21 protein-coding genes are annotated in these 23,169 nt (G+C 60.8%); 10 read left to right on the plus strand and 11 right to left on the minus strand.

What is annotated here, in order from left to right; genetic code table 11:
* Positions 1 to 87 precede the first annotated feature (87 nt).
* The 3 genes from DMY87_RS11460 to DMY87_RS11470 all read left to right on the plus strand — a co-directional run bounded on the left by DMY87_RS11460 (position 88) and on the right by DMY87_RS11470 (position 2,878).
* A complete protein-coding gene (locus tag DMY87_RS11460) occupies positions 88 to 1,698 on the plus strand; it encodes a phosphoenolpyruvate carboxykinase (RefSeq protein WP_110791415.1) in 1,611 nt (536 codons plus the stop codon).
* A gap of 113 nt (positions 1,699 to 1,811) precedes the next feature.
* Positions 1,812 to 2,246 carry an alternative ribosome rescue aminoacyl-tRNA hydrolase ArfB gene (gene arfB, locus DMY87_RS11465; protein ID WP_110791416.1) on the plus strand — a complete coding sequence of 145 codons (435 nt, stop codon included), beginning with the start codon at positions 1,812 to 1,814 and terminating at the stop codon, positions 2,244 to 2,246.
* A 2-nt stretch (positions 2,247 to 2,248) separates the two neighbouring features.
* Complete coding sequence (locus DMY87_RS11470; protein WP_110791417.1) at positions 2,249 to 2,878, plus strand: alpha-ketoglutarate-dependent dioxygenase AlkB family protein; 630 nt, start codon at positions 2,249 to 2,251, stop codon at positions 2,876 to 2,878.
* A 15-nt stretch (positions 2,879 to 2,893) separates the two neighbouring features.
* Here the strand turns inward: DMY87_RS11470 and coaA are convergent, their stop codons facing one another.
* The 6 genes from coaA to hisB all read right to left on the minus strand — a co-directional run bounded on the left by coaA (position 2,894) and on the right by hisB (position 7,095).
* The gene (gene coaA / locus DMY87_RS11475; RefSeq protein ID WP_110791418.1) at positions 2,894 to 3,889 is read right to left on the minus strand and encodes a type I pantothenate kinase; all 996 of its coding nucleotides are present in this window, start codon (positions 3,887 to 3,889) and stop codon (positions 2,894 to 2,896) included.
* Positions 3,886 to 4,209 (minus strand): phosphoribosyl-ATP diphosphatase, encoded by a 324-nt coding sequence (locus tag DMY87_RS11480; RefSeq protein ID WP_110791419.1) that lies wholly within the window; start codon positions 4,207 to 4,209, stop codon positions 3,886 to 3,888. The genes coaA and DMY87_RS11480 overlap by 4 nt, the downstream gene beginning before the upstream one ends.
* A gap of 16 nt (positions 4,210 to 4,225) precedes the next feature.
* On the minus strand, positions 4,226 to 5,002 hold the full coding sequence (gene hisF, locus DMY87_RS11485) for an imidazole glycerol phosphate synthase subunit HisF (protein WP_110791420.1): 777 nt from the start codon (positions 5,000 to 5,002) through the stop codon (positions 4,226 to 4,228).
* Positions 5,003 to 5,011: 9 nt separating this feature from the next.
* Positions 5,012 to 5,746 (minus strand): 1-(5-phosphoribosyl)-5-[(5-phosphoribosylamino)methylideneamino]imidazole-4-carboxamide isomerase, encoded by a 735-nt coding sequence (gene hisA, locus DMY87_RS11490; protein WP_110791421.1) that lies wholly within the window; start codon positions 5,744 to 5,746, stop codon positions 5,012 to 5,014.
* 18 nt (positions 5,747 to 5,764) lie between these two features.
* The gene (gene hisH, locus DMY87_RS11495; protein ID WP_110791422.1) at positions 5,765 to 6,415 is read right to left on the minus strand and encodes an imidazole glycerol phosphate synthase subunit HisH; all 651 of its coding nucleotides are present in this window, start codon (positions 6,413 to 6,415) and stop codon (positions 5,765 to 5,767) included.
* A gap of 83 nt (positions 6,416 to 6,498) precedes the next feature.
* Positions 6,499 to 7,095, minus strand: a complete 597-nt coding sequence (gene hisB / locus DMY87_RS11500; RefSeq protein WP_110791423.1) for an imidazoleglycerol-phosphate dehydratase HisB — start codon at positions 7,093 to 7,095, stop codon at positions 6,499 to 6,501.
* Between the two features lie 200 nt (positions 7,096 to 7,295).
* On the opposite strand from hisB, the gene hslV reads away from it, so the two are divergent.
* From hslV to DMY87_RS11530, 6 genes are all read left to right on the plus strand, one after another.
* Complete coding sequence (gene hslV / locus DMY87_RS11505; protein ID WP_110791424.1) at positions 7,296 to 7,823, plus strand: ATP-dependent protease subunit HslV; 528 nt, start codon at positions 7,296 to 7,298, stop codon at positions 7,821 to 7,823.
* 68 nt (positions 7,824 to 7,891) lie between these two features.
* Positions 7,892 to 9,199 carry an ATP-dependent protease ATPase subunit HslU gene (gene hslU / locus DMY87_RS11510; protein WP_110791425.1) on the plus strand — a complete coding sequence of 436 codons (1,308 nt, stop codon included), beginning with the start codon at positions 7,892 to 7,894 and terminating at the stop codon, positions 9,197 to 9,199.
* Positions 9,200 to 9,379: 180 nt separating this feature from the next.
* Complete coding sequence (locus DMY87_RS11515; RefSeq protein ID WP_245408901.1) at positions 9,380 to 10,309, plus strand: DUF1402 family protein; 930 nt, start codon at positions 9,380 to 9,382, stop codon at positions 10,307 to 10,309.
* A 35-nt stretch (positions 10,310 to 10,344) separates the two neighbouring features.
* Positions 10,345 to 11,748 (plus strand): cytochrome P450, encoded by a 1,404-nt coding sequence (locus tag DMY87_RS11520; protein ID WP_110791426.1) that lies wholly within the window; start codon positions 10,345 to 10,347, stop codon positions 11,746 to 11,748.
* Positions 11,749 to 11,846: 98 nt separating this feature from the next.
* Entirely contained in the window at positions 11,847 to 13,850 is a 2,004-nt protein-coding gene (locus tag DMY87_RS11525) for a hydantoinase/oxoprolinase N-terminal domain-containing protein (RefSeq protein ID WP_110791483.1), read from the plus strand.
* A gap of 104 nt (positions 13,851 to 13,954) precedes the next feature.
* A complete protein-coding gene (locus DMY87_RS11530) occupies positions 13,955 to 16,123 on the plus strand; it encodes a malate synthase G (protein ID WP_165826206.1) in 2,169 nt (722 codons plus the stop codon).
* Positions 16,124 to 16,203: 80 nt separating this feature from the next.
* Here DMY87_RS11530 and DMY87_RS11535 read toward each other — a convergent pair whose 3' ends face one another.
* Entirely contained in the window at positions 16,204 to 16,869 is a 666-nt protein-coding gene (locus tag DMY87_RS11535) for a L,D-transpeptidase (RefSeq protein ID WP_110791428.1), read from the minus strand.
* Between the two features lie 175 nt (positions 16,870 to 17,044).
* On the opposite strand from DMY87_RS11535, the gene DMY87_RS11540 reads away from it, so the two are divergent.
* A complete protein-coding gene (locus DMY87_RS11540; RefSeq protein WP_110791429.1) occupies positions 17,045 to 17,524 on the plus strand; it encodes an MmcB family DNA repair protein in 480 nt (159 codons plus the stop codon).
* 6 nt (positions 17,525 to 17,530) lie between these two features.
* Here the strand turns inward: DMY87_RS11540 and DMY87_RS11545 are convergent, their stop codons facing one another.
* The 4 genes from DMY87_RS11545 to lhpI all read right to left on the minus strand — a co-directional run bounded on the left by DMY87_RS11545 (position 17,531) and on the right by lhpI (position 22,952).
* Complete coding sequence (locus DMY87_RS11545; protein ID WP_110791430.1) at positions 17,531 to 18,118, minus strand: ActR/PrrA/RegA family redox response regulator transcription factor; 588 nt, start codon at positions 18,116 to 18,118, stop codon at positions 17,531 to 17,533.
* 81 nt (positions 18,119 to 18,199) lie between these two features.
* A complete protein-coding gene (locus DMY87_RS11550) occupies positions 18,200 to 19,501 on the minus strand; it encodes an ActS/PrrB/RegB family redox-sensitive histidine kinase (RefSeq protein WP_110791431.1) in 1,302 nt (433 codons plus the stop codon).
* A gap of 26 nt (positions 19,502 to 19,527) precedes the next feature.
* On the minus strand, positions 19,528 to 21,999 hold the full coding sequence (hrpB, locus tag DMY87_RS11555; protein WP_110791432.1) for an ATP-dependent helicase HrpB: 2,472 nt from the start codon (positions 21,997 to 21,999) through the stop codon (positions 19,528 to 19,530).
* Positions 21,996 to 22,952, minus strand: a complete 957-nt coding sequence (gene lhpI / locus DMY87_RS11560) for a bifunctional Delta(1)-pyrroline-2-carboxylate/Delta(1)-piperideine-2-carboxylate reductase (protein WP_110791433.1) — start codon at positions 22,950 to 22,952, stop codon at positions 21,996 to 21,998. The genes hrpB and lhpI overlap by 4 nt, the downstream gene beginning before the upstream one ends.
* Positions 22,953 to 23,169: the final 217 nt, after the last annotated feature.

Below are 23,169 nucleotides of genomic sequence, written 5' to 3' on the forward strand. Positions count from 1 at the left end.
TTCGGTTGGCCTGCTTGCGTTGTGTCTGCAATCTATTTAAGTTTGGGCCATCGGAGAGTTGTGGCCCACACGAGAGGACGGCGCATCATGGAGGAATTCGGCATCAGGAACCCGGCAACGGGTCTCGCGGAAGCTGGTTTGGGGAAGGCTGCGAGTGTTCGCTACAATTTCCTTGAAGGCGTGCTCTATGAAGAAGCGATTCGCCGAGGTGAGGCTGAACTGACAGCCGATGGCGCCTTGCGAGCGCTGACCGGTCAGCACACTGGCCGCTCCGCCAAGGACAAGTTCGTCGTGCGTGACGAAAAGACCACCGACCAGATCTGGTGGGACAACAACAAGCCACTTTCGCCCGAACATTTCCGCGTGTTGCACCAGGACATGCTGGCCCATGCAGCCGGCAAGGACCTTTTCGTGCAGGACCTCATCGGCGGTGCGGACAAGGACAATGCGCTCCCCACGCGGGTCGTCACCGAATTTGCCTGGCACTCGCTCTTCATACGCAATCTGCTGATCCGCCCTGAGCGCGAAGCGCTGACGAGTTTCGTGCCGAAGCTGACGATCATCGACCTGCCCAGCTTCCGCGCCGATCCGGCCCGCCACGGCTGCCGGAGCGAAACCGTCATCGCCTGTGATCTGACCAACGGTATCGTTCTGATCGGTGGCACCTCCTATGCCGGCGAGATGAAGAAGTCGGTCTTCACCGTTCTCAATTACCTCCTGCCGTCGAAGGGTGTCATGCCGATGCACTGCTCGGCCAATGTCGGCCCTGATGGCGACGCGGCCGTCTTCTTCGGCCTCTCGGGGACCGGCAAGACCACGCTGTCGGCCGATCCGAAGCGCACCCTGATCGGTGACGACGAACACGGTTGGGGCGAAAACGGCATCTTCAACTTCGAAGGTGGTTGCTACGCCAAGACCATCCGTCTTTCGGCAGAAGCTGAGCCGGAGATCTTCGCCACCACCAAGCGTTTCGGCACCGTACTCGAAAACGTCATTCTGGACGAAAACCGCGTTCCGGACTTCAATGACGGCTCGCTGACGGAGAACACCCGCTGCGCCTACCCGCTGCATTTCATCCCGAATGCGTCGGAAACGGGTCGCGCACCGCATCCGAAGACAATCATCATGCTCACGGCTGATGCCTTCGGTGTCTTGCCGCCGATCGCAAAGCTCACGCCCGAGCAGGCCATGTATCACTTCCTGTCCGGCTACACCGCCAAGGTCGCCGGCACCGAAAAGGGCGTGACCGAGCCGGAAGCGACCTTCTCGACCTGCTTCGGCGCGCCGTTCATGCCGCGTCACCCGACCGAATACGGCAACCTGCTGCGTGATCTGATCGCCCGTCACGAGGTGGATTGCTGGCTGGTCAACACCGGCTGGACCGGTGGCGCCTACGGCACAGGAAACCGCATGCCGATCAAGGCCACCCGCGCGCTTCTGACGGCCGCTCTGACCGGTGAGTTGAAGAAGGTGGACATGCGCACTGACACCAATTTCGGCTTTGCCGTTCCGGTGTCTGTGGCTGGCGTCGACACGAAGATCCTCGACCCACGCTCGACCTGGGCTGATGGCGTCGCCTATGACGCGCAGGCCAAGAAGCTGGTCGGCATGTTCATCGACAACTTCGCCAAGTTCGAACCGCATGTCGATGGCAAGGTTCGCGATGCTGCCCCCGGCATCCGGATCGCCGCCGAGTAACAGGCGCCAGATACTGCATGAAAGCCCGGCCGCGAGCCGGGCTTTTTGCGTTGGGCTTGCCTTTGGAAAAGACCCGGCCGATATGAGGTCCGGACACAGGAAGAACCGACGACATGGCCAGCGACCCTCTTCAGATCAACAGCCGCATCACGATCGCAGGATGGGAACTCACGGAACAATTCGTTCTGGCGGGTGGGCCCGGCGGTCAGAATGTCAACAAGGTGTCGACCGCCGTCCAGCTGTTCTTCAACCTCATGGGCTCGCCGTCACTCAGCGACCGGGTCAAGGAGAATGCCGCGAAGCTCGCCGGCAAGCGCCTGTCGAAAGAGGGTGTCTTGATGCTGGAAGCCAGCCGCTTTCGCAGCCAGGAGCGAAACCGGGAAGACGCGCGTGAGCGGTTGAAGGAGCTGATCCTCGAAGCGGCAAAGCCTCCACCGCCGCCGCGCAAGAAGACCAAGCCGACAAAGGGCTCCATCGAGCGGCGCTTGAAGGAGAAGTCTGGGCGGTCCGACGTCAAGAAGATGCGGAGCAAGCCTGCGGGAGATTGATCATGGCGAGTGCAGGGAAGGAACTCAGTCTGTCCCCCGGTCTGCTGTATCGTCCGGGTTTGCTCGATCGCGCGGCCCAGGAAAATTTGGTCGAACAGATCCGCGCCATCGTGGAGCGCGCGCCTCTCTATGTGCCGGTGATGCCCGGCAGCGGTCGGCCCATGTCAGTGCGCATGACCAATTGCGGCCCGCTCGGCTGGGTAACGGACAAGGAGCGAGGCTATCGGTATCAGCCGACGCATCCGGTGACGAGAGAACCCTGGCCGCCAATCCCTGCCGTGCTGCTCGACCTCTGGCGGGAGATTGCGGGCTATGGGAAGGACCCAGAGGCATGCCTAGTCAATTTCTATGCTGACGAGGCCAAGATGGGGTTGCATCAGGACCGTGACGAGACGGACTTCTCGGCACCGGTGCTGTCTATTTCCCTGGGAAATACGTGCCTGTTTCGAATAGGTGGCCTCCTCCGGACGGACCGAACGAGATCCCTCAAGCTCGAAAGTGGCGATGTCTTTATTCTCGGCGGGGAGGGCCGTCTCTGCTTCCATGGCGTCGACCGAATTTATCCCGGCACGTCCACGCTGCTAAAGGCGGGTGGTCGGATCAACCTCACGCTGCGCCGGGTCAATCCATAGCCGGCGATCTATAGCCTACAGTTTTCTGAGGGCGACGGTTTCGACCAGATGATTGTTACCCTTGCGCAGGATGAGATCCGCGCGTGGGCGGGTCGGCAGGATGTTTTCCCGCAGGTTCTTGAGGTTGATGTTGGCCCAGAGCCCTTCGGCGATCTCCTTGGCTTCGCCCTCGCTGATGGTTGCATAGCGATGGAAGTAGGAGTTCGGATCGCGGAAAGCGGTTTGGCGAAGCTTCATGAAGCGGTCGACATACCAGCGATGGATCGCGTTCTCTTCTGCGTCGATATAGATCGAAAAATCGAAAAAGTCGGAAACCATCGGCACGATCTTGCCGTCGGCGGGAAGGTTGCGCGACTGCAGGACATTGATGCCCTCGAAGATCAGGATGTCAGGCCGGTCGATGACGCGGTGTTCGTTCGGCAGAACATCGTAGGTCAGGTGCGAATAGCTTGGGGCCTTCACATTTGGAAGTCCCGCCTTGATGGCGGACAAAAACCGCAAGAGTGCACCGATATCGTAGCTTTCCGGAAATCCCTTTCGATTGAGGATCCCGTTCTTGACCAGGTGGGCGTTCGGATAGAGGAAGCCGTCGGTGGTCACGAGGTCGACCTTGGGGCTTGAAGGCCAGCGGGCCAGCAACTCTTTCAAGATGCGCGCGGTCGTGGATTTTCCAACCGCAACAGAGCCAGCAATTCCGATGACGAACGGCGTCTTGAACACATCCGACATGCTGAGGAAGCGGTTGCGCTGCTCGAACAGCAACTGCGAGGATTCCACATGGGAGGACAACAGACGCGACAGCGAGAGATAGATCCGTCGGACTTCGTCCAGATCGATCGGGTCATCGATTGATCGCAGGCGATGCACTTCGTCAGCCGTCAGCGTCAGCGGAGTGTCTGCACGAAAATGCGCCCATTCCTCGGAATCGAAGAAAAGATAGGGGGAATAGCCGTTCGCCTGAAAATGATCGAGGACGTCTGGCGTTTCGGGGTCCCGCATAGCTATTGTCATGGATCCTGCCGACTGGCCTTTTCACTCAGGCCCGTCTGAGCGGTCCGACGCTCAAGTTCCTGCATTACGTCTTGTAGCGGTATGTCCGCAATTTTCAATACGACCATCAGGTGATAGAGCAGGTCCGCGCTCTCGTAGACGAGGTTCTCGTGGTCGTCCTTGACCGCAGCCATCACAGCCTCGATTGCCTCTTCACCCAGTTTCTTTGCGGCTTTGCTCTGGCCGCCAGCGACGAGCTTCGCCGTCCAGGATTCACTGGGGCTCGCCTGAGCGCGGCTGGCAACGATGGCTTCCAGATCGGCGAGGGTGAAATTGCTCATCACGTGTCTTTCCGCGTCAGTCCAGACGCATGGCAATGCCGGCAGCAGCCATATGGGCCTTTGCCTCTGCGATCGAATAGGTGCCGAAGTGGAAAATCGAGGCGGCCAAAACGGCCGTCGCATGACCGTCACGAATACCCGCGACAAGGTCATCGAGATTTCCCACACCGCCAGACGCAATGACAGGCACCCGTACGCTGTCCGCAATCGTCCGTGTCAGGCCGATGTCATAGCCGCTTTTCGTCCCGTCGCGATCCATGGAGGTTACCAGCAGCTCGCCGGCACCCCGCTCCACCATCTGGATGGCGAACTCAACCGCATCGATCCCCGTCGGCTGGCGCCCGCCATGGGTAAAAATCTCCCAGCGCGGGCTTTCGTTTTCACGTGAAACCTTCTTGGCGTCGATCGACACGACGATGCACTGGTTGCCAAATTTGTCGGCGGCCTCTGCCACGAAGTCCGGATTTTTGACGGCTGCCGAATTGATCGACACCTTGTCGGCCCCGCAGAGCAGGAGCTTGCGAATATCGGCGACCGTCCGAACACCACCCCCGACGGTCAGCGGCATGAAGCAATGATCGGCCGTCTGCGCCACGACATCGAAGATCGTGTCACGGTTGTCAGAGGATGCCGTGATATCGAGAAAACACAGTTCGTCGGCGCCAGCGGCATCGTAGGCCTTGGCTGCTTGCACCGGGTCTCCGGCATCGATCAGATCGACGAAGTTCACGCCCTTGACGACACGGCCGTCCTTGACGTCGAGGCAGGGGATCACGCGGGCCTTGAGTGTCATGTTGTGTCCTCAGCCTTTGGCGGCTTTGATCAGGGCCAGTGCCTCTTGCGGGTCGATCCGGCCATCATAAAGCGCCCGGCCCGAAATCGCACCTTCGAGTTTTTTCGCATCTGGCTGCAGCATCCGGCGCACATCCTCGATCGAGGCCAGACCACCAGAAGCAATGACAGGAATGGAAACGGCCTCGGCCAGTTCCAGCGTCGAGGCCCAGTTGATGCCGGTCAGGATGCCGTCCCGGTCGATATCGGTATAGATGATTGCGGCAACGCCGGCACCTTCGAAGCGCTGGGCCAGCTCAATCACGCCGAGTTCTGAAGCCTCCGCCCAGCCCTCCACGGCGACCTTGCCACCCTTGGCGTCAATGCCGACGGCAACCTTGCCCGGAAAGCGCTTGCAGGCCTCAATGACAAGGGCAGGATCACGCACGGCAATGGTTCCGAGAATCACGCGGGAAAGGCCCCGCGACAGCCAGCTCTCGATATGGTCGAGCGTGCGAATACCGCCGCCCAGCTGCACCGGATTTTTCGTCGCCTTCAGGATCGAATCAACGGCAGCACCATTGACGCTCTCTCCGGCAAAGGCACCGTTCAAATCGACCACATGCAGCCATTCGAAACCCTGCTCCTCGAAGGCGCGGGCCTGCGAAGCCGGGTCTGGATTGTAGACTGTAGCCTGCTCCATATCGCCCAGCTTGAGGCGAACGCACTGGCCGTCCTTGAGATCAATGGCTGGAAAGAGAATCATGGCATAGGTCCTAGCGGCTCAGGGAGCCCAGGTCAGAAAGTTGGAGATCAGCTTGAGGCCAAGCGCCTGGCTTTTTTCCGGGTGGAACTGCGCCCCGACCATGGTGTCACGTCCGACAAAGGCGGTCATCGCGCCACCGTATTCCGTCGTAGCAATCACGTCCTCGAGGTTCACTGCCGCCAGGTGGTAGGAATGCACGAAATAGGCGTGCAGCCCATCAGGCCCCGTCGGAATGCCGTCGAACAGCGGGTGAGGGCGGTTCAGTGTCAGCGTGTTCCAGCCGATCTGCGGAATCTTGAGGCTGGAGTCCGAGGGCGTCATCTCAACGACATCGCCCTTGATCCAGCCAAAGCCCTCGGTGGTGGTCTTCTCCAGCCCGCGCGACGACATCAGCTGCATGCCGACGCAGATGCCGAAGAAGGGACGCCCCTTGGTCTCGACCACTTCCGTGATGGCGTCATGCATGCCGGGAACGGCATCGAGACCGCGACGACAATCGGCATAGGCGCCGACGCCTGGCAGCACGATCCTGTCGGCTGACGCAACGCGGTCGGCCTTGTCAGTCAGTTCGATTTCAGCATCGAGGCCAGCTTCACGCGCGGCGCGCTCAAACGCCTTGGTGGCCGATCTCAGATTGCCCGATCCATAGTCGATGATGGCTACACGCATGTTGTCCAGTCCTTTCCGCTCGACGGATGAGGTCAACGCCTCAACCGGAGCAAGGTCGCGCGCTCTCTTAGGAGAGCGTGCCCTTAAACCAGGGTGCCCTTGGTGGAGGGAATTTGGTTTGCCTGCCGCGGATCGATTTCGGTCGCGGTGCGCAACGCACGCGCCACCGCCTTGAAACAGGTCTCAGCGATATGATGGTTGTTGGCGCCGTAATGATTGAGCACATGCAGGGTGATCCCCGCATTCTGCGCCAGCGCCTGGAAGAATTCGCGAACCAGTTCCGTGTCGAAAGTCCCGACCTTCGGCGCGCTGAACGCCACATTCCAGACGAGGAACGGTCGGCCCGATACGTCTATGGCCGCCTTGGTCATGGTCTCGTCCATGGCCAGGTCGATCGAGGCGTAGCGGGTAATGCCCTTGCGGTCGCCCAGCGCTTTGGAGATGGCCTGGCCAAGCGCAATGCCGGTGTCCTCCACCGTGTGGTGGTCATCGATATGCAGGTCGCCTTTGACGGTGATATCCATGTCGATCAGCGAATGGCGGCAGAGCTGGTCCAGCATGTGGTCGAAGAAGCCGACCCCGGTCGAAATCTTGCCCTTGCCGGTGCCGTCGATATGGACGGAAACCGAGACCGACGTTTCGTTGGTCTTGCGGGAAATCTCGCCTTTACGTTCTGCCATCTGGCCGCTCCATGGAAATAACGGCCCTCCCATACCAGCAGGGCGGACAAATATCCAGAAGTTACATTGCGTTGCCGCAAGGCGGATGCGGCAGCCCTGGCGCAAGATTGCAATCGTCGAAAGCCAACTTACATAGGATCCGACAAATCGGCAGGGATCTGCCAGAACCAAGGCCCGCGAGGCGGGCGAACAGGTGACGAATGACGACAATTATTACCGTGCGCAAGGATGGCCAGGTGGTGATGGCTGGTGACGGCCAGGTGAGCCTCGGCCAGACGGTCATGAAGGGCAATGCCCGCAAGGTACGCCGCATCGGCAAGGCTGGCGATGTGATCGCCGGTTTTGCAGGTGCGACCGCCGATGCCTTCACGCTCCTTGACCGGCTTGAGAAGAAGCTGGAGCAGTATCCCGGCCAGTTGATGCGGGCTGCCGTCGAGCTCGCCAAGGATTGGCGCACCGACAAGTATCTGCGCAATCTCGAGGCTATGATGCTCGTTGCAGACAAGAGCATTACTTTGGCGATTACCGGCAATGGCGACGTTCTCGAACCCGAGCACGGTACCATCGCAATCGGCTCCGGCGGCAACTACGCCTATGCCGCTGCAAGAGCGCTGATGGACAGCGACCGTTCGGCCGAAGACATTGCCCGCCGCGCTTTGACCATCGCCGGTGATATCTGCGTCTACACCAACGGCAACATCGTCATTGAATCGCTCGACGCCGCCTGACCTTGGGCAGGCCGAGCGACGAAAACCCACGCGATGATCCAATCCAAGGATCATCAGGAGCAAACCAGATGACCAATTTTTCCCCGCGCGAGATCGTATCCGAACTCGACCGTCACATTATCGGCCAGCACGACGCCAAGCGCGCGGTTGCGATCGCATTGCGCAATCGCTGGCGCCGGCAGCAGCTCTCGGAAGATCTCCGTGACGAGGTCATGCCGAAGAACATCCTGATGATCGGGCCGACCGGCGTCGGCAAGACCGAAATTTCCCGCCGCCTGGCAAAGCTGGCCGGCGCACCCTTCATCAAGGTGGAAGCGACGAAGTTCACCGAAGTGGGCTATGTCGGCCGCGATGTCGAGCAGATCATCCGCGATCTAGTGGAAATCGGCATTGTGCTGGTTCGCGACAAGAAACGTCAGGAAGTTCAGGCCAAGGCGCACGCCCTTGCTGAAGAGCGCGTTCTCGATGCGCTCGTTGGCGCAACGGCGTCTCCGGCCACCCGTGACAGCTTCCGCAAGAAGCTGCGCAACGGCGAACTGGATGACAAGGAAATCGATATCGAGGTGGCCGACAGCGGTTCCGGCGCGCCCGGCTTCGAAGTTCCCGGCATGCCCGGCGCCAATATCGGTATCCTCAATCTGTCCGAAATGTTCGGCAAGGCGATGGGTAACCGTACCAAGAAGGTCCGCACCACGGTCAAGGCTTCCTACGGCGATCTGATCCGCGACGAATCCGACAAGCTGATCGACAACGAGATCATTCAGCGGGAAGCGGTTCGTTCGGTCGAGAACGACGGAATCGTGTTCCTCGACGAAATCGACAAGATCGCAGCGCGCGAAGGCGCCATGGGTGCCGGGGTCTCCCGTGAGGGCGTGCAGCGCGACCTCTTGCCCCTGGTCGAAGGCACAACTGTTGCGACCAAGTATGGTCCGGTGAAGACAGACCATATCCTCTTTATCGCTTCCGGTGCCTTCCATGTGTCGAAGCCTTCGGATCTCCTGCCTGAACTGCAGGGCCGCCTGCCGATCCGCGTTGAATTGAAGCCGCTGTCCAAGGAAGATTTCCGCCGCATCCTGACGGAAACCGAGGCCAGCCTCATCCGCCAATACATTGCATTGATGAAAACCGAAGAGCTCGATCTGGAGTTCACCGAAGATGCCATCGATGCCCTGGCCGATGTCGCGGTTCGCCTCAACGAGACGGTCGAGAATATCGGCGCCCGTCGTCTTCAAACGGTCATGGAACGTGTTCTCGACGAAATCTCGTTCCACGCACCCGATCGGGGTGGCTCGGCTGTGATGATCGATTCCGCCTATGTCCAGAAACATGTCGGTGACCTCGCCAGCGACACGGACCTCAGCCGTTATATCCTGTGATCTTTGTGCATCTATTGGCCGCTTTCACTCTTCCGTTGTCGACAAAGTGAGAGCGGCCGAGGTCGACAATACAGTCGACACTTATGTAAGGACTGACGCTGTCGGACGGGCGAATCTGCCTATGTCGGCTCAAGGACAGGCGTCCAGGGACAGCGCATCGTGCTAGGCATCACCAGGATCATCATTCTTGCCCTCACTCTATTGGGTGCGGGTTTCACGGTTTCGCTAGCCGCCGACAAGGTGCCGCCAGGCAATCGGAATGTCGAGCAGCCTCCGATACCCGGCGCTTCAGTCCGCCGCACCAAGGCCGGCAAGACCAGTTTCGACCTGAAATATGAAAAGGTGCGTGATCTTCTGCGCACGGATTCTGCCCTGATGGGCAAGATCAAGAAGACGGCCGCCGCCTATGGCATCGCGCCGATTCACATGATCGGTGCCATCGTTGGAGAGCATACGTACAACGTCGACGCCTATGACAGCCTGCAAAGCTATTATGTGAAGGCTGCATCCTATGCCGGCAACAGCTTTCGCTTTGCATATAAGGACGAAGGCATCGCGACCTTTGTAAAGCGACCTGAATTTGCCGAATGTGACCAGTTCACCGACTCCTACCGTCTGTGGACCTGCCGGGAAGATGTCTGGCAGGACCGCTTTCGCGGGAAGTCGGTGGGCGGCACCTCCTTCCCCAACAATCGGTTCAGCGCCGTTTTCTTCCAGCCTTTCTATGCCGGCCAGACGTTCGGCCTCGGGCAGATCAACCCGCTGACGGCCCTGATGTTGTCCGACCTCGTGCACGAGAAGTCCGGCTATCCGAAGCTGGACGAAACGGATGCCGCTGGCGTTTACAAGGCCATCATGGATCCGGACATTTCGCTGGCCTACATGGCAGCCGTGATCCGCAAGTCCATCGACGACTACAAGTCGATCGCCAATGTCGACATCTCGAGCAATCCCGGTGTGACCGCAACACTCTTCAACATCGGCGGTTCGCAGCAGCGGGCGAGGGCGCTCGCGGCACGAAAGGCGGGCGGTGCGGCCAATTGGCCGGAAGAGAACTATTATGGATGGCTCATCAATGATCGACTGGACGAGCTGGAGGGCCTGCTCTAACTCCTGAAGGGGCCTGACGCCCTAAGGAGCGAGACATGGATGGTATTCCAAAGGGGGCAGGCTTCCAGCCACCGGCACCGGTTCCGCGCACTGTGCCGCCCAGCCGACTGGAAATCATCCGCACGGTCCTCAAGAACCCCCTCGAACTCTGGGGGCTTCCGTCCTACACATGGCCGTGGATTGTCACTCGTTTCTTCGGCCAGACCACCATCATCGCCAATGACCCCGGACTGATCCGCCATGTGCTCGTCGACAATGCGGCGAACTACGAAATGTCGGAGATCCGCCAACTGGTTCTGAGGCCCATTCTGCGCGATGGCCTGCTGACGGCGGAAGGTCCCGTCTGGAAACGCTCCCGCAAAGCCATGGCGCCCGTCTTCACCCCGCGCCATGCCCGTGGCTTTGCCCGCCAGATGCGCGAGCAGAGCGAACAGTTTCTTGAGCGTTACGAGGCGGGTACAGAAGGGGTGGTTCGCGATATCGCCGTCGACATGACGGAACTCACCTATGCGATCCTCTCCGAAACCCTGTTCTCCGGCGGCATCGTTTCCGAGAAGGGTGATTTTGCCAAGGATGTCGACGATCTCCTGCATAGCATGGGACGTATCGATCCTTTCGATCTGCTGAGAGCGCCCAAATGGATTCCGCGCCTGACACGCCTTCGCGGCCTTGGTGTTTTGCGCAAGTTCCGCGACCTCGTTCGCCGCACGATGGATCAGCGCCGGACGATGATCCAGACGGATCGGGAAAAGGCACCGGACGACTTCCTCACGCTTCTGCTCGAACTGGAAGGTCCTGACGGGCTGACCCCGGAAGAGATTGAAGACAACATCCTGACTTTCATCGGGGCAGGTCACGAGACCACGGCGCGGGCACTTGCGTGGACGCTTTATTGTGTTGCGCATAGCCCCGATATTCTGGATGCCATGGAGCAAGAGATCGATACGGTGATTGCGTCTGGCGCAGACCCGGTGGAATGGCTCGACCAGATGCCAAATGTGCGGGCCTCCTTTGAGGAAGCGATGCGGCTCTATCCGCCAGCGCCTTCAATCAACCGAGATGCGATCGCCGATGATCGTTATGCGGCACCCAATGGTGAGGTGGTGGACATCGCCAAGGGCACGACCGTACTCGTCATGCCCTGGACGCTCCATCGCCACGAACTCTATTGGGACCGGCCGCGGATCTTCGATCCCTCCCGTTTCCTGCCCGGCGAGCGGGAGAAGATCGGCCGTTTCCAGTATCTGCCCTTCGGGGCAGGTCCGCGCGTCTGCATTGGCGCGACCTTTGCCCTGCAGGAAGCGGTGATTGCGCTTGCCGTTCTGATGCAGAAGTACCGATTCCAAACGACGCCACAGACGAAACCGTGGCCTGTACAGAAGCTGACAACCCAGCCCGCCGGCGGTCTACCCATGCGGATCACCCCGCGCAAGCCGTAATGCGTCGTCGTCCTGGCGCTCCTTCGCTGGAAATCGGGCCAATGGCTGTGCCATAAGGGATGTGGCGCCAAACCGGCGGGCATTATGGGGAAGACTGCGTGACATCCGATTACATGCTGGGCATCGATACCGGCGGCACCTACACTGACGCCGTGCTCTACAGCGAGATGCATGGGATTATCGCGAAGGCGAAGTCGCTCACCACCCGCCACGACCTGTCGATCGGCATTTCCGGCGCGCTCGAAAGCGTGCTGTCCGAATCGGCGATCGATCCCTCGGCGATCGGCCTCGTCTCGCTTTCAACGACGCTCGCGACCAATGCGCTGGTGGAAGGGCAGGGCGGTCGCGCCGGCCTGATCATGATCGGTTTCGGCCCCGAAGACCTGAAGCGTGACGGCCTGGCCGACGCACTTGGCAATGATCCCGTCCTTTTCATCGCTGGCGGGCACGATGTCCACGGTAACGAAACGCCTTTTGATTCGGCGGCGCTGGAAGCCGCACTGCCGGAGCTTTCGGCCAATGTCTCGTCCTTTGCGATCGCTGGCTATTTCGCCGTCCGCAATCCAGCACATGAGCAACGGGCGCGTGACATCATTCGCCGCCATTCGGGCCTGCCCGTCACGTGCAGCCACGAGCTTTCCTCAAAGCTTGGCGGGCCGCGACGGGCGCTGACCACACTTCTGAACGCCCGACTGGTCGCGATGATCGACCGCCTGATCGGCTCGGCGGAACGCTATCTCCTGAAGCGCGGCATTCATGCGCCACTGATGGTCGTTCGGGGTGATGGCGCGCTGATCTCGGCAGCCGAAGCCCGTTTGCGGCCAATCGAAACCATTCTCTCCGGGCCGGCCGCGAGCCTCGTCGGCGCACGACATTTGACTGGTCTCGACGATGCCGTCGTCTCTGACATCGGCGGTACGACGACTGATGTCGCCGTTATGGAAGCGGGATTGCCCCGCCTGGATCAGGACGGAGCCGTGGTTGGTGGCTACCGGACCATGGTGGAAGCCGTGGCCATGCGAACCTTCGGCCTTGGTGGGGATTCGGAAGTCTGCTTCGACGATCGCGGCCTCGCCGCCAAAATCGAACTCGGCCCGCGCCGTCTCGTGCCCTTGAGCCTTGCTGCAGCTCTTTATGGAACCGCCATCACCGATGCCCTTGAGCGACAGCTGCGCGCACCGCATCTCGGGCGGCACGACGGGCGTTTCGCGGTTCGGACTGGTGTGCCGGATCACCCTGCGGCCGGTTTGCAGCCGCAGGAGGCAGCCCTTTTCGAGAAAATCGGTTCGGTGCCGTTGCCGCTCGACCAACTGATCAGCTTCACTCAGCAGAAGGCCACCCTCGACCGTCTTGTCGCCCGCGGCCTTGTCCATATCTGCGGACTTACACCGTCCGATGCCATGCATGTGCTCGGCAGGCAGGGGCAATGGGATCGCAACGCAGCGGAAATAGGCATGATGCTGGCGACTCGCCAGAAGGATGGCTCCGGTCAGCCGATTGCGTCGGCGCCGAACATCCTTGCCGGGCTCATCGTCGACCGCCTCACACGCCAATCGGCGGAAGTCATTCTCTCCGCGGTCCTTGCAGAGGATGGCCTGGCCGATATCGATCCCGCGCGGTCCCTGCTCATAGATCGGGCGCTCAAGCGCGAATCGGGGATTGCCCGTTTCAGCCTGACGCTTGACCGTCCACTCATCGGTCTCGGCGCCTCAGCCGGCGTCTACTACCCAGCCATTGCCGAAATGCTGACCTCTGACTTCGCGGTCCCCGATGATGCTGATGTAGCCAACGCCGTGGGTGCCGTGGTCGGCCAAGTCCGTAGCAGTGTCGAAATAACGGTAAGTTCGCCGGAAGAGGGCCTCTTCATCATCACGGGTGGAGGCGACAGTGAGCGGGTAACCGATGAGGACGCAGCGCTGGAAAAGGCCCGTGAGCGGGCGAGCCAACTGGCCCGGGCAAGAGCCGAGGCGAGCGGGGCAGGCGATGTCCTATTGATCCTCAAGGAGGAACTCGATGCGCCAGAGATCGAGGGGCGACGTAAGCTTGTCGAAGCGCGCATCACGGCCACAGCCACCGGACGCCCAAGAATCGCTCGAAGCTAGATTTCGATTTTGGAAACAATATTTCGTATTTGTAACGGATTGACTGACAATGCGTTTCAGCGATGCTGCGATGCGACAACGATATCAGTGCGAGGAGTGACGTCATGACATCAATTGAAACCCAAGGTCTTTCGATCGACAAGCGTCTCTACGATTTCATCGTCAACCAGGCGATCCCGGGAACGGAGGTCGAAGCCGAAGCATTCCTCGCCGGCTTCTCGAAGATCGTCCATGATCTGGCCCCGAAGAACCGCGCTTTGCTCGCGCGGCGCGATGCCCTGCAGGCCGAGATCGACGCATGGTACCGCAAGAACGGCGCTCCCTCGGATCTAGCAGCCTATGAAGGCTTCCTGCGTGACATCGGCTACCTCCTGCCCGAAGGTCCCGACTTCAAGATCGAGACGGCCAATGTCGACCCGGAGATCTCGACGCTTGCCGGCCCGCAGCTCGTCGTCCCCGTGATGAATGCCCGCTATGCGCTGAATGCTGCCAATGCCCGCTGGGGCTCGCTCTACGATGCGCTCTATGGGACGGATGTGATTTCCGAGGCTGATGGTGCGGAAAAGGGCAAGGGCTACAATCCCGTTCGTGGCGCCAAGGTCATCGCTTGGGCAAAGTCCTTCCTCGACAAGAGTTTGCCGCTGGCCGGCGGCCAGTGGGCCGATGCTACAGGCTTCGAATTCGAGAACGGTGCGCTCTTTGTCGATACTGCCGCCGGCCGTACCGGCCTTGCCAATCCTGCACAGTATGTCGGCTTCAAGCGCGAAAACGATCAGGCCTACCGCCTCTATTTTCGTACCAATGGCTTGCATACCCTGGTCTTCATCGATCCAGACAGCCTGATCGGTAAGGATGACCCTGCCAGCATCGCTGATGTCGGCCTCGAATCGGCGCTCACCACCATCATGGACTGCGAGGATTCGGTCGCCGCTGTCGATGCGGAAGATAAGGTGACCGTCTATTCAAACTGGCTCGGTCTGATGAAGGGTGACCTGACCGAGGAAGTCTCGAAGGGCGGCAAGACCTTCACGCGCGCGCTGAGCGATGACGTCACCTTGACGGGCACAGATGGCAAGGCCGTGATCTTGCCAGGCCGTTCCCTGATGCTGGTGCGCAATGTCGGTCACCTCATGACAAATCCGGCGATCACCGACCGCGACGGCAACGAAGTGCCGGAAGGCATCATGGATGCGGCGATCACCGCTCTCATCGCGCTGCACGATATCGGCACGAACGGCCGCCGCAAGAACTCCCGCGCCGGCTCCATGTATGTCGTGAAGCCCAAGATGCATGGCCCGGAAGAGGTGGCCTTCGCCTGCGAGATCTTCTCGGCGGTAGAAGAACTGGTCGGCATGGCACCCAACACCATCAAGATGGGAATCATGGACGAGGAGCGCCGCACCACGGTCAACCTCAAGGAATGCATCCGCGCCGCCCGTGAGCGCGTCGTCTTCATCAATACCGGCTTCCTCGACCGCACCGGCGACGAGATCCACACTTCGATGGAAGCCGGCCCGATGATCCGCAAGGGCGACATGAAGCAGGCGGCCTGGATTTCGGCCTATGAGAACTGGAACGTCGACATCGGTCTTGAATGTGGCCTCTCCGGCCACGCCCAGATCGGCAAGGGCATGTGGGCCATGCCCGACCTGATGGCGGCCATGCTCGAGCAGAAGATCGCCCATCCGAAGGCAGGGGCCAACACCGCCTGGGTTCCGTCGCCGACGGCCGCGACCCTGCACGCCACGCACTACCACAGCGTCAACGTCGCGGAGGTACAGAAGGTCCTGAAGTCCCGTCCGCGCGCCAAGCTCGCCGACATCCTCTCCGTGCCGGTCGCAACCCGGCCGAACTGGACCCCGGAAGAGATCCAGCGCGAACTCGACAACAACGCGCAAGGGATTCTAGGCTATGTCGTGCGCTGGATCGACCAGGGTGTTGGCTGCTCCAAGGTACCTGACATCAACAATGTCGGCCTGATGGAAGATAGGGCGACCCTGCGCATTTCGGCCCAGCATATGGCCAACTGGCTGCATCATGGTGTCATCACGAAGGATCAGGTTGAGGAAACGATGAAGCGCATGGCGGTTGTCGTGGATCGGCAAAACGAAAGTGATGCGGCCTACCGTCCGATGGCCGCAGATTACGACGGCTCCATCGCATTCCAGGCCGCCCTGGAACTCGTGCTGAAGGGCAGGGAGCAGCCGAACGGCTATACCGAGCCGGTCCTGCACCGTCGCCGCCTTGAACTGAAGGCCCAGGCGTCGGCCTAATTCGGACTTGAGATGACACAGCAAAAAGGCCACCGGAGCGATCCGGTGGCCTTTGAATTTTGCGTCCGTTGATGGTCGTCTTACTGCTGGACGATGACCTTGGCGCTACGGCCGGGCTTGACGCGGTTGTAGAGGTCGATGACGTCCTGGTTCATCAAACGAATGCAGCCGGACGATGCAGCCGTGCCGATCGATGCCCATTCCGGCGTCCCGTGCAGACGGAAGAGCGTGTCCTGACCCTTGTCGTTGAAGAGATACATGGCGCGGGCACCGAGCGGATTCTTCAGGCCGGGATCCATGCCCTTTTCGACATAGCGTGCGATCTCAGGCTTGCGCTCGGCCATTTCCTTCGGCGGATGCCAGGTCGGCCATTCCTGCTTCCATGCGATATAGGCTTCACCTTCCCAGGCAAAACCCTGCTTGCCGACGCCGATGCCGTAGCGAACGGCCTGGCCGCGCGGCAGGACATAATACAGGAAGCGTTCGCGGGTGTTCACGACGATCGTGCCGGGCTTTTCGCTCGTCTTGTAATCGACGATCTGCCGGTGGAATTTCTTGTCCACCTTCTGGATCGGGATCGCCGGCAGGGCGAAGCCGGCATCGGTCACATTCCCATACGCGTCACTGAAAATCTGGACCTTGGTGGTTTCGGCAACCTTGTCGGTCTCGCCGGATGTCGTCGTGCAGCTCGCGAGGCCGACGGTTGCCAGAAGGCCGATCGCGATCGAAAGTGTGCGGAAGCGCATGGGGGGCTCATCAATGTTGGCTGGAAGATGGTGTCGTGACCATCTGTGATTATGGTTTATTTTGGATTAATGTCGCCCATGCAAGGGCCACGTATCCGTCGAATGTCTTCGGCGGTGCAAAATGACGCGTCATTGTTTTTTTGCAACATGAAGCCCGGCCCCGCAGGACCTATTCATGACTTTACTTTCTGTTTCCACTAACAATCCGTTAATTGATGGCCGTCAGTCCGATCGCGCCATGATGGTGCGCCGCGGTGTGCAGGTCCTCTTGGCGAACTTGCGATTCGCGATGCTGCCCGAATTGACCTTGTCGAATGGCCGTCGTGCAGACCTTATCGCTCTGTCTGAAAAGGGTGAGATCTGGATCATCGAGATCAAATCCTCCATCGAGGACTTTAAGGTCGACAGAAAATGGCCCGACTATCGGCACTACTGTGACCGTCTTTTCTTCGCCACGCATCCCGGAGTTCCTTTGGAAATTTTCCCGGAGGATTGCGGGCTTCTTCTTTCGGACGGCTATGCCGGTCACATGCATCGGGAAGCACCCGAGCACCGACTTGCCCCAGCAACCCGGAAGGCCGTTACACTGGAGTTTTCGAGAACGGCAGCCCAGCGGCTGATGCTTGCCGAATGGGCTGCCCGCACACCGCTTTAACCCGGCCTATTTCGGCGCCCGTTTTGCGAGGATCCGCTGCAGTGTCCGACGATGCATGTTGAGCCGCCGTGCGGTTTCAGACACATTGCGCTCGCAGCTTTCGTAGACGCGCTGGATATGCTCCCAGCGCACCCTGTCCGCCGACATGGGATTTTCCGGGATCTCGGCCTTCTCACCCGGCCGCTGTGTCAGTGCCAGGAAGATATCATCCGCGTCGGCCGGCTTTGCCAGATAATCGAGCGCGCCGAGTTTGACCGCCGTAACCGCAGTTGCGATGTTTCCATAACCGGTCAGTACAATGATGCGGGTGTCGGAGCGACGCTCCCGGATTGCTTCGATGACGTCAAGCCCGGTGCCGTCACCGAGCCTCAGGTCGACGACCGCATAACTCGGCGGCGCTTCCTTGGCCTTGGCAATGCCTTCGGCCACCGACCCGGCGAGATCGACTGTAAAGCCACGGCTCTCCATGGCACGCGCCAGACGACGCAGGAAAGGTGCATCGTCATCGACGATCAGCAGCGTCGGGTCTGGGCCCAGATCATGGACCTCGTTCTGCGAAGTCGCCTTCGCGTTGGTGGATGCGGCATCAGTCATGTTCGACAACCTTGAGACTGTGATTGGCCTCTGCTCGCGATGTTATGGCGAGGAAAGCCGAGGGGGTAAAGTCATATGCGTTCATAAGGGCGTGTCCGCCTCCATGAACTCGCGAGGCCATTGCACGACGACCCTGGCCCCGGATCCCGACGTTTCGCCATTCTGGAACTGCAGGCTTGCGCCGGAGCGTTCCAGCAGGGTCTTGGCGATGAACAGACCGAGCCCCAGCCCTCCGGCCCTGGAGTCGCTCTGCCTGCTGGTAACATAGGGCTCGCCGATCCGTTGCAACACCCCCGGCGAAAAACCGTTGCCATCATCCTCAATGGCCACGGTAACCTGGGTGGGCGAATGATCGACGGTAACGGTGACCTTCGAACGCGCATAGTCGACCGCATTTTCGAGAAGATTACCAAGGCCGTAGAGAATCGCCGGATTGCGGGTCCCCACCGGTTCGCCGGCGCGGCTTGCCAATTCGATCAAATCGACCTTGATGCCGAATTCGCGATGCGGGGCGATAACCTCTTCTATAAGGGACGAAAGCGGCATCTCGCGCATATGCGCCTCGCCCTCGGATGCCAGCGTTGTCAGGCGCCTCAGAATGTCACGGCATCGTTCGCTCTGGCTGCGCAAGAGTTGTACGTCCTCGCGGTAGCGTTCGTCTTCCCCCAGTTCCCGCTCCATTTCTTTTGCGACCACGCTGATCGTCGCAAGCGGCGTACCCAGCTCATGCGCGGCTGCGGCTGCCAGGCCGTCGAGCTGGTGAAGATGCTTCTCGCGCTGCAAGATCAGCTCTGTTGCGGTCAGCGCATCGGCAAGAAGCGTTGCCTCCTGCGAAACCCGGTACGCATAGAAGGCCGCGAAGGCCATCATCGAGACGATCGAACTCCACATCCCGAGTTGCAGCAGCGGATGAACCTCCGGCGTCCGGCCTTCGAACCAGGGCAGGGGAAAGGGGGTGAAGGCGAGAAGCGTGATGAAGGCAAGTGCGGTAACGAAGAGCGCTATGGAATGCCGGTTGGGCTGCGAGGCGAATGAGATGATGACGGGGATGCAGATCAGCGGTGCAAAGGGATTGCTGAGCCCGCCTGTAATGAACAGCAGCGCGCCCATCTGGAAAAGGTCGAGCGACAGAACTGCAAAGGCAGCGGCTGGTTCAAGACGGTAGGTTGCGGGGAAGGCGACGGAAAGCAGGGAGTTGGCCGCGGCAAGTGCCGCGACCAATCCCAGGCAGGTCATCAGGGGCATCGAGAAATCGAACCAGTAGGCGACAAGAACGACCGTCAGCAACTGTCCCGCAACAGCAACCCAACGCAGTCTGACCAGGGTCTCCAGTCGCAGCCGCCGGCTGGAAGGACCGAATTTGGTCGCAAGGTCCATGTTCATTCGCAGATGCCTCTCTCTGTCACGGCTCAGGTGCCGCGTGGCTTGGCGCGGGTGGTTGGCTCGGCCGATGCCGGATCGTCCGGCCAGGGGTGTTTGGGATAGCGGCCGCGCATGTCCGCCCGCACATCGCGCCACGAGCCTGCCCAGAACCCGGGCAAGTCCCGTGTCGTCTGAATGGGTCGATGAGCCGGCGACGTCAACTCCAGGAGCAGTGGCAATTTGCCGCCGCCGATTGCCGGATGGCTCCGCAAGCCGAAGAGTTCCTGCACGCGGATCTGCAACACAGGCTCTGCTCCGTCGTAGCGGATGGGATGTGCTTGCCCCGTCGGTGCCGTAAAATGGGTCGGCGCCTGGCGCTCAAGCTCCCGCTGCAGTCCATGCGGCACCAGGGCCATCAGCCCGTCATGCAGGCTACCGGCCGAGATCTCCTGAAGCCCCGCCACACCGCTCTGGAAAGGAATGAACCAGTCTTCCAGCCGCGCAAGCAGACCTTCGTCACTCGTGTCGGGCCAGGGGGGGCCGTGTAGTCGATAAAGAAACCCCAGCCTTTGGCGCAATTGCTCGCCAGCCTTCGAAAACGGGAGAGCCGATAGCCCGAGAGACCGGAGGCCATCTGAAAGCGCACGCGCCGCAGCCTCACCCTTGGGTTTGGGCAAGGGGATCTCGTCGAGGACGATGGCACCGATCCGCGTCACACGCCGAGCCCGTACCTGGCGGCTCGCCATGTCGAATCCGCTCTCGTCTTGCGTCTGGATTGCGCCCGGCAGGCTTTCTTCAATCTGGGAACGGTCGATCTCGGCGGCCGCCAGGATCCTGGCCTGGGCGGCCTTGCCGGTCAGGTCGGCGATAACAAGCATGTCGGCCCCGGCCAGCCGCTCCGTCTCCGGCAGTTCCGCCCCGCGCCCGTTCGCCATGACAAAGCGTCCGCGCCCGCCGCGGCGTTTGGCGATCCGATCCGGAAAGGCATGCAGAAGAAGTGTCCCGGCCGTTTCAGGGCTTGCCTCAGCAGCCTGTGACCCCCTCGACAATCCGGCGACCAGCCGCGACGCGAGCATGCGCGCATTTTTCGCCCGTTCTCCGCCCTCGCGACGAAACTGCCGCAGCCGCTCGTCGAGATCGACATTGCTGCCACCCAGTCCTTGCTCCGTCAGCAGAACGGCAAGCTCCGCCGCCGGTTTTGCCGCCCCGGTCGCGGCTGCCGCCAGCACCATCGCGGCAAGCCGGGCCGGCAGGCCAAAATCCCGCATCTGCCGACCCCGCGCCGTCAACTGCAGCGACCTGTCGAGCGCCCCGAGTTGAATCAGCAACTGCCGCGCCTCGTTAAGGGCAGCGGCAGGTGGCTGGTCGAGCAGGGCAAGCTGCGTCGGATCGCTGACGCCCCAATGGGCCATGTCGAGGGCAAGCCCGGACAGATCCGTCGCGAGAATTTCCGGCGGTGTGAAGCCTGGCAGCGCCGCCGTCTGCCCGGAATGCCAGAGCCGGATCGCGATGCCCGGCTCGGTTCTCCCGGCGCGCCCGGCTCTTTGGTCGGCCGACGCACGCGAGACCCGCACCGTCTCCAGCCGGGTAATACCGGTGGAGGCCTCATGCACTGGAAGGCGTTGCAACCCGCTGTCGACCACCACGCGCACGCCGTCGATGGTGATCGATGTTTCCGCAATCGAGGTCGACAAAACGACCTTGCGTTTCCCCTCGGGCGCCGGGCGAATGGCGGCATCCTGCTCCGTCTGGCTCAGATTGCCATAAAGAGGTGTAACCATCACATCGGACGCCACGCGGCCTTCCAGCCGTTCTGCGACACGGCGGATCTCCGCCTGACCGGGGAGGAAGGCGAGGATGGACCCGGCTTCGGTCGCAAGCGCAGACAGGATGACGGAAGTGACGGCGTCCTCGATCCGCTCGTCGCCGGACCGATCGCGATAACGGATCTCCACCGGAAAGCTGCGTCCCTCGCTGATCACCGCTTGCATCTGGCCCAGCAGGCTCGTCACCCGCTCCACATCCAGCGTCGCCGACATCACGACGATCTTCAGATCCGGACGCAGCGCCGATTGCGCATCGAGCGCCAGCGCAAGACCGAAATCGGCGTCGAGCGAGCGCTCGTGGAACTCATCGAAGATTACGGCGCAGATGCCGGAGAGTTCGGGATCATCGAGGATCATCCGGACGAAGACCCCTTCGGTCACCACTTCGATCCGGGTCTGCGCCGAAATCCGGTTGTCGAGCCGCATGCGATAACCGACGGTCGCCCCGACGCTCTCACCGATGAGGTTCGCCATGCGGGCAGCAGCAGCCCGCGCCGCAAGCCGTCGTGGTTCGAGCAGAAGGATCCGCCCATCACCCCGCCAGGGCTGCTCCAGCAGATGAAGCGGCACAAGCGTTGTTTTCCCGGCGCCGGGCGGAGCCGACAGCACGAGTCGGTTGTCGGTGGCGAGATGATCGCTGATCGCGGTCAGCCGTTCTGTGATCGGCAGAGTGGGAAGATGATGTCGCGTCATGCCGTGCTTGGACCGCCCGATACGGTTTCATAGGCAAGGATCGCACCGGCGAGATCTTCGAGCGCTGCCCCCACCGATTTGAACAGCGTGATCTCCGCATCGGACTGCCGACCTGGCAAGGCTCCTGTTACGAGCTCGGTGAGTTCCGCCCTGATATCGTCACGCGTGATCAGCCCCGCTTCCAGTGGCTGCAAAAGGTCGCCGGCCTCGGCAAAGGCGCCGTCGCGCGTGTCGACAAACAGGGTTGCCCGCCTCACGGCCTCGTCATCGCTTTCGCGCATATCCTTCTTGAAGGCGCCCACAAGATCCAGATGGGCGCCGGGTTTCAGCCACGCACCCCGAATGAGCGGCGAATGGGACAGGGTTGCACAAGAGATGATGTCGGCAGACCGCGCAGCGGCTTCAAGATCACCGACAGCCTCGACGGAGTATCCAAGCGCAATGGCTTCATCCGCCACCGCTTGGGCCTTGGTGATGTCACGCCCCCAGACCAGCACCTTTGTAAGAGGCCGCACCTGACTATGGGCCTCGATCAGATTGAGCGACAGTCGGCCCGTCCCGACGACCAACAGTGTCGAGGCATCGGCCCGCGCCAGGTAGCGTGCAGCAAGAGCAGACGTTGCGGCCGTGCGCCGTGCAGTGAGCTCGCCCCCATCGATGACGGCGAGCAGTTCTCCTGTCTTGCCCGAGGAGAGCAGATAGCTGCCATGAATGGCAGGCAGGCTGCGCAGATGATTGTCCGGAAAAACCGAGACCAGTTTGACACCTATATACGCACCTGGCTGCCAGGCCGGCATGATGAGCAGCGTCGCGGGGCTCTCGCCGGGAACGTCTACAGTATGATGGTGCCGAACCGGCATGACGCAGGAACCGGCGAACATCTGGCCGATCGCATTAATGAGGGCAGGAAAGGCGAGAGCCTGGGCAGTGGCAGCTTGATCGAGAATGCGCATGATAAGGGAACCTCCAAACGGAAGCCGACACTAGCAAGCTGCAAGGGCCTTGCAAACGCTGGCTCGCCCATGCTGCCAGGAGGCATCGGGAAAGGGCCAAAACCAGCCGATTTCTGCCTGTGGATCAACTCGCCTCAAAAACTCCTTTTAATTTCAATTGTTTGTTCGTTTTTCTCATTTTTTATGAAATCGAGTGTTGACGTGTTGGGAGGTGGAA

It is taken from the genome of Peteryoungia wuzhouensis (assembly GCF_003205195.1).
Taxonomy (GTDB): domain Bacteria; phylum Pseudomonadota; class Alphaproteobacteria; order Rhizobiales; family Rhizobiaceae; genus Allorhizobium; species Allorhizobium wuzhouense.

Excerpts from the sequence above, each read along its gene's own strand:
- DMY87_RS11460 (WP_110791415.1), top strand. The coding sequence starts at position 88 with ATGGAGGAATTCGGCATCAGGAACCCGGCAACGGGTCTCGCGGAAGCT.
- arfB (WP_110791416.1), top strand. The coding sequence starts at position 1,812 with ATGGCCAGCGACCCTCTTCAGATCAACAGCCGCATCACGATCGCAGGA.
- DMY87_RS11470 (WP_110791417.1), top strand. The coding sequence starts at position 2,249 with ATGGCGAGTGCAGGGAAGGAACTCAGTCTGTCCCCCGGTCTGCTGTAT.
- coaA (WP_110791418.1), bottom strand. The coding sequence starts at position 3,889 with ATGACAATAGCTATGCGGGACCCCGAAACGCCAGACGTCCTCGATCAT.
- DMY87_RS11480 (WP_110791419.1), bottom strand. The coding sequence starts at position 4,209 with ATGAGCAATTTCACCCTCGCCGATCTGGAAGCCATCGTTGCCAGCCGC.
- hisF (WP_110791420.1), bottom strand. The coding sequence starts at position 5,002 with ATGACACTCAAGGCCCGCGTGATCCCCTGCCTCGACGTCAAGGACGGC.
- hisA (WP_110791421.1), bottom strand. The coding sequence starts at position 5,746 with ATGATTCTCTTTCCAGCCATTGATCTCAAGGACGGCCAGTGCGTTCGC.
- hisH (WP_110791422.1), bottom strand. The coding sequence starts at position 6,415 with ATGCGTGTAGCCATCATCGACTATGGATCGGGCAATCTGAGATCGGCC.
- hisB (WP_110791423.1), bottom strand. The coding sequence starts at position 7,095 with ATGGCAGAACGTAAAGGCGAGATTTCCCGCAAGACCAACGAAACGTCG.
- hslV (WP_110791424.1), top strand. The coding sequence starts at position 7,296 with ATGACGACAATTATTACCGTGCGCAAGGATGGCCAGGTGGTGATGGCT.
- hslU (WP_110791425.1), top strand. The coding sequence starts at position 7,892 with ATGACCAATTTTTCCCCGCGCGAGATCGTATCCGAACTCGACCGTCAC.
- DMY87_RS11520 (WP_110791426.1), top strand. The coding sequence starts at position 10,345 with ATGGATGGTATTCCAAAGGGGGCAGGCTTCCAGCCACCGGCACCGGTT.
- DMY87_RS11530 (WP_165826206.1), top strand. The coding sequence starts at position 13,955 with ATGACATCAATTGAAACCCAAGGTCTTTCGATCGACAAGCGTCTCTAC.
- DMY87_RS11535 (WP_110791428.1), bottom strand. The coding sequence starts at position 16,869 with ATGCGCTTCCGCACACTTTCGATCGCGATCGGCCTTCTGGCAACCGTC.
- DMY87_RS11540 (WP_110791429.1), top strand. The coding sequence starts at position 17,045 with ATGACTTTACTTTCTGTTTCCACTAACAATCCGTTAATTGATGGCCGT.
- DMY87_RS11545 (WP_110791430.1), bottom strand. The coding sequence starts at position 18,118 with ATGACTGATGCCGCATCCACCAACGCGAAGGCGACTTCGCAGAACGAG.
- DMY87_RS11550 (WP_110791431.1), bottom strand. The coding sequence starts at position 19,501 with ATGAACATGGACCTTGCGACCAAATTCGGTCCTTCCAGCCGGCGGCTG.
- hrpB (WP_110791432.1), bottom strand. The coding sequence starts at position 21,999 with ATGACGCGACATCATCTTCCCACTCTGCCGATCACAGAACGGCTGACC.
- lhpI (WP_110791433.1), bottom strand. The coding sequence starts at position 22,952 with ATGCGCATTCTCGATCAAGCTGCCACTGCCCAGGCTCTCGCCTTTCCT.